This is a genomic window from Thermoleptolyngbya sp. M55_K2018_002, assembly GCF_015295965.1.
Lineage (GTDB): Bacteria > Cyanobacteriota > Cyanobacteriia > Elainellales > Elainellaceae > Thermoleptolyngbya > Thermoleptolyngbya sichuanensis.
Genome location: NZ_DVEA01000277.1, coordinates 1 through 4,862, shown reverse-complemented (window position 1 = coordinate 4,862; position 4,862 = coordinate 1). Strand labels below are relative to the sequence as shown.

Annotated in this window: 5 protein-coding genes and 1 riboswitch; of the genes, 4 read left to right on the top strand and 1 reads right to left on the bottom strand. The window is 56.4% G+C overall.

Going from position 1 to position 4,862, the window contains the following annotated elements; translation table 11 throughout:
- Nucleotides 1–17 precede the first annotated feature (17 nt).
- Entirely contained in the window at nt 18–788 is a 771-nt protein-coding gene (locus IGS51_RS14335) for a hypothetical protein (RefSeq protein ID WP_367279341.1), read from the top strand.
- Nucleotides 789–910: 122 nt separating this feature from the next.
- On the opposite strand, the gene IGS51_RS14330 is transcribed toward IGS51_RS14335, so the two are convergent.
- The gene (locus IGS51_RS14330; RefSeq protein WP_297079176.1) at nt 911–2,146 is read right to left on the bottom strand and encodes an LL-diaminopimelate aminotransferase; all 1,236 of its coding nucleotides are present in this window, start codon (nt 2,144–2,146) and stop codon (nt 911–913) included.
- Nucleotides 2,147–2,400: 254 nt separating this feature from the next.
- Between IGS51_RS14330 and IGS51_RS14325 the strand changes: the two genes are divergently transcribed.
- The 3 genes from IGS51_RS14325 (at nt 2,401) to IGS51_RS14315 (ending at nt 4,754) form a co-directional block, all read left to right on the top strand.
- Nucleotides 2,401–3,204 (top strand): DNA adenine methylase, encoded by an 804-nt coding sequence (locus IGS51_RS14325; RefSeq protein WP_297079174.1) that lies wholly within the window; start codon nt 2,401–2,403, stop codon nt 3,202–3,204.
- A 126-nt stretch (nt 3,205–3,330) separates the two neighbouring features.
- A complete protein-coding gene (locus IGS51_RS14320) occupies nt 3,331–4,080 on the top strand; it encodes a hypothetical protein (RefSeq protein ID WP_297079172.1) in 750 nt (249 codons plus the stop codon).
- 133 nt (nt 4,081–4,213) lie between these two features.
- A riboswitch (Glutamine riboswitch) is annotated at nt 4,214–4,315 on the top strand.
- Between the two features lie 34 nt (nt 4,316–4,349).
- A complete protein-coding gene (locus IGS51_RS14315; RefSeq protein ID WP_297079171.1) occupies nt 4,350–4,754 on the top strand; it encodes a DUF4278 domain-containing protein in 405 nt (134 codons plus the stop codon).
- Nucleotides 4,755–4,862: the final 108 nt, after the last annotated feature.

Genomic DNA, 4,862 nt, shown 5'->3' with positions numbered 1-4,862 from the left:
CCCCTGCCGATCAGCCCATAGTTGCCGCTGCACCGTCCCAAGCGACGCTGCCCGATGGCAAGTATCCTGTGCAGCAAGCCAGCTACAACGACCTAGAAGGCGACTATACGCTGATGCTGCTGAATACACCGCCAGGAACCTCTTCAGTGTTCCAATCTGCCGACCTGCCGATGGCGCGGCTGACGGATGAAGAAATCAGCGCTGGCGAAAAGAGCTACCTCAAGGTCGAAAACGGGCAGCCCTCGCTGCACCTGACGGAAGACTTTCGGATTGAGTATGTCCACAACGTCACCGAGACCCAGGTGAATCCGCAGACTGGGCGGCAGGAAGTGGTTGTGGTGCGCCAGGAGCCAAGCTTCTGGTCGCCCTTTGCTGGAGCGCTGGCAGGTCAAGCCCTGGGTAGTCTGCTGTTTACGCCGCATTACTACTTCCCGCCTGTCTATGTCCCCGGTCGCGTGATGACGGGCTACGGCGGCTACGGTCGCACCTACGGGCAAGCGGTTGAGCACTATCAGGCCCAAAACAAGACTGTGCCCAATGCGGTGCGTAATCGCCAGCTTCGCACGTCGGGGCAACTGCGAGTGCCCACCACAGCCCGCCCGGCGACCGCTCGACCCAAGACGACGGTGAATCGTCCCAGCGGCTCTGGGTTTGGCTCCACCAACCTGCGCCCGAATACGGCTCCCCGCCCGAAGACCACAGTGCGCCCCGGCGGTGGCTTTGGCAGCGTGCGTCCGCGTGCCTCCTTGGGTGGCGGAATGCGGGGCGGCGGGTTCCGTCGTCGCTAGGCTGAGCAGATAGTTTTGATTGGATTTTGATTGGATATAAAACCGGAGGGGGCGATCGCTCCCCCTTTGACAGAGGGCGGCGAGCGATCGCGCAGATCGTCGCCGCCACTGGATTGCAGAGTTCAGCTTTTGAACTTTTCCACAATTCGGCGCATCGCCTCGTTCACGTTCTCGCGGCTATTGAAGGCGGAAATGCGGAAGTAGCCCTCGCCTGCCGCACCAAAGCCTGAACCTGGCGTGCCGACGACGTTGCAGGTGTGCAGCAGCTTGTCAAAGAAATCCCAGCTTGACAAACCGTGGGGCGTTTTCACCCAGACATAGGGCGCATTTACGCCGCCATAAACCTGAATTCCAGCATTCGTCAACTGTTCCCGAATAATGCGGGCGTTTTCCATATAAAAGTCGATCAGAGCGCGGGTTTGAGCCTTACCTTCGGGCGAATAGACTGCCTCTGCGCCGCGCTGCACGACGTAGGACACACCGTTGAACTTGGTGGACTGGCGACGGTTCCACAGTCCCCATAGCTCCACGTCAGAACCGTCAGCCGCCTTGCCCTTTAGGGATTTGGGAACAACGGTGAGGGCGCAGCGAGTGCCCGTAAAGCCTGCATTTTTGGAAAAGGAGCGAAACTCAATGGCACACTCCCGCGCTCCTTCGATTTCATAAATGGAATGCGGCAGGGACGGATCGGTGATAAAGGCTTCGTAGGCCGCGTCAAACAGGATGATCGAGCCGTGGGCGCGGGCATAGTTTACCCAGTCGGTCAGGTGTTCTTTGGTCGCCGTTGCGCCTGTGGGGTTGTTGGGAAAGCAAAGGTAGATCAGGTCTACTTTTTGGCTAGGAATCTCGGCGGTGAAGTTGTTCTCGGCGCGGATGGGCAAGTACACCAGGCCGTTGTATTCGCCGCGCTCGTTGGCATCGCCCGTGTGTCCTGCCATAACGTTGGTATCGACGTAGACCGGATACACGGGGTCAGTGACGGCAATCGTGTTATTGCTGCCAAAGATGTCCAAAATATTGCCACAGTCGCACTTGGAGCCATCGGAGACAAAGATTTCGTCGGCGCTGATGTCGCAGCCGCGTGCCTGAAAATCATGGGTGGCGATCGCCTCTCGCAGCCAGCTATACCCTTGCTCTGGCCCATAGCCCTTGAACGTCGCGCGATCGCCCATGTCTTCTACGGCTTTGATCATTGCCGTGCGGCAGGCTTCGGGCAGCGGTTCGGTCACGTCGCCAATGCCCAGCCGGATAATCGGCGCGTCGGGATTTGCCGCCGCAAAGGCATTCACCCGCCGCCCAATTTCAGGAAACAGGTAGCCTGCCTTAAGCTTCAAATAGTTGTCGTTGATGGTCGCCATAGTTCCTTGGGTCTAGTTTCTTGCGTCTAGTTTGTTGCGTTTCTTGCGTCTGAGGAATCGTCTCAATCATTTAAGCCTCAATCCAGCTTACGGCAAAGGCCGGGTGCTAGTGTGATTTTGGGTTTTAGATTTTGGGTTTTAGCTTGCCAGGTCTTTTGCTGCATGGCTTCTAGCGATTTTATTGGTAGCGCCGGGGGGATTTGAGATACGCTGTGCTAGAGCGATTTCTACGAAAGGCAAGGGTGCAGAAAAGTGTGATTAAGAGTCCGTTGCGGTATCCAGGTGGCAAGTCGAGGGCGATCGCCCAGATTTTGCCGCTGCTGCCAGAGCGCATTGCCGAATTTCGAGAACCGTTTGTCGGCGGTGGCTCGGTGTTTCTGGCGGCCCAGCAGCAGTTGCGTAAAGCGCCTCACCTGTTCTGGATCAATGATCTGAACCGCGACCTCGTTTGCTTCTGGAAAACTGCCCGCGATCAGAACGAGGCGCTGGTCGAAAAAGTGTCCTGGTTGCGTTCCAGTTTTCCAACCGGGCGTGAACTGTACGCATTCCTGCTGGATGAACAAAACAGTTCAACGGATTTCGATCGTGCTGTTCGCTTTTTTGTGATGAACCGCATCACGTTTTCGGGTGTAATGGATTCTGGCGGCTATTCGCAGCAGGCCTACGAGCGGCGCTTTACCGAGTCGGCGATCGCCCGCCTTGCCAGACTTCCCGCCTTACTTTCAGGCGTACAGATTACGCATGGCGACTATGCAGAGCTGCTGCAAAAGCCTGACGAAGACGTGTTTATCTTCCTCGATCCGCCCTACTTATCTGCCACGCATTCTAAGCTATACGGAGTGAAAGGCAACTTGCACACGGCCTTCGACCATGCGCGATTTGCCGCCGCGATGCAGCGCTGTCCCCATCGCTGGCTGATCACCTACGACGACTCGCCAGAGGTGCGGCAATTGTTTCGGTTTGCAACCATTGTGGAATGGGAGCTGCAATACGGCATGAATAACTACAAGCAGGCGATCGCCGCCAGGGGTAAGGAGTTGTTTATCAAAAATTACTGAACTAAACCTAAAAAATCACTCCAAAAATCACTCCACTGAGCGATAGGCAAACTATCCGGACGGAGCATCAGCCTACAGCGATAGATCTATTACCATAGTCGCAGATTGGCGAAAGGCTGGAGTTCCATGTTCACATCCCTGGTTTGTAAATCTCGGACACGCTTTGCGATAGCATCTACCTTACTTGCCGCAGCGCTGCTGGCGGGATGTGGTTCTGCACCTTGGCTGTCCTCTGCGCCCGTAGAGTCGCCCGCAGCGTCGCCCGCAGCGTCGCCCAGTCCCTCTGAACCCAGTGGCGGGGCGATCGCCCAGTCTCCGGCTGCCACGCTGGACACCACGATCGTTCCTGGCGAACGCTTTGGCCCCGTAACGAAAAACACGACCCGCCAGGATCTGGCCGCGCAGTTTGGCGAGGCCAACCTAGAAGATAAAGAAATTGGCATGGGCGAAGGCGAAACCGAACTGGGAACCGTCGTAAACCTTGGCCCAGAACGTTCCTTCACTATCATTTGGGGCAACCCAGAACGCACCGAAGCCGCTGCTGTAATGAATCCTGGCCCGGCTTGGCAAACACCAGAAGGAATTGGGGTGGGAACCTCGTTTGCAGAGCTACAGCAAACGCTGGGCCCCTTCAAGTTCTACGGATTTGATTGGGACTATGGCGGCACGGTTCTGCTAGAAGGAACCGAACTACGGGACTACTATGGGCTATTGGTGATGCGGCTACACATGGATGATGCAGCCCGCACCCAGTCCGCTTCCGACTATCAGGCGCTGATTGGCGATGAACTGTTTGAGTCCAGCAATCCCCACGCCCAAAAGCTAAACCTGACAGTCGGCGAATTACTGGTTTCTTTGCGCGAAACGAATAACTAGTGCGCCCAAATCTGGTGGGGTCATCGGCGTGGGCGATCGCCCCATCGGGTGATTTCTAGAAAACTCCGCCCAAATCAAGCCAGGAACCCTTGACAGATAAATTCAAAACAGTAACAATAGATACAGAAAATAAATCGTTCATCTCTTCCCGCTGTCAGCTTCAATCAGCCTAATCGCTCGAAGCCTGATGGCTCAGAAGAGACGGAAGTAGGGAGCAATCCCGAAGGAACGCGCCTCACCCTTACCCTTCAAAAAGAGAGGCGAATCCTATGAAACTCACCTATCGTGGCGTAACCTACAACTACGATCCCCAACCCCTGAACCTGAACAACAGCCACCCAACCACCACTGAACTGAAGTTCCGGGGCAACGAATATCAGACCAATCAGCCCGTTGCAACTGGCGCAGGGGCAACTGACGCAGTGGCGACCGTTCCTGCCGCTGCACCCGTAGCCCAGCCCGCAGCCCCCGTTTCCATCGAAGAGAGAGCGCGGGAACTGATGATGAATCACCACAAGCTGGTGAAGCGCCGCCAGCAAGCGATGCTGACCCGTTTAGCGGCCAACGTCGGGCTAGATGCCGGAACCACCAGCCAATACTGGGGACACATTCAAGGCAAGGTGCAGCCCGGTTTCTGGGACAGCTACGACCGCAGCCACGCCAGCATCAGCTAGGGTCATAGCGGGTTCTCATCTGCTTCCCATCTCCGCTCCACCAGTTTCCCGAACATTTCCTAAAAGTTAGCTGGTTGCAGGCACTCCCATCGGGGGGTGCCTTTTCTT

Bases quoted from the DNA above. Each gene is read 5' to 3' on its own strand.
- IGS51_RS14330 (WP_297079176.1), bottom strand. From the start codon at position 2,146: ATGGCGACCATCAACGACAACTATTTGAAGCTTAAGGCAGGCTACCTG.
- IGS51_RS14320 (WP_297079172.1), top strand. From the start codon at position 3,331: ATGTTCACATCCCTGGTTTGTAAATCTCGGACACGCTTTGCGATAGCA.
- IGS51_RS14315 (WP_297079171.1), top strand. From the start codon at position 4,350: ATGAAACTCACCTATCGTGGCGTAACCTACAACTACGATCCCCAACCC.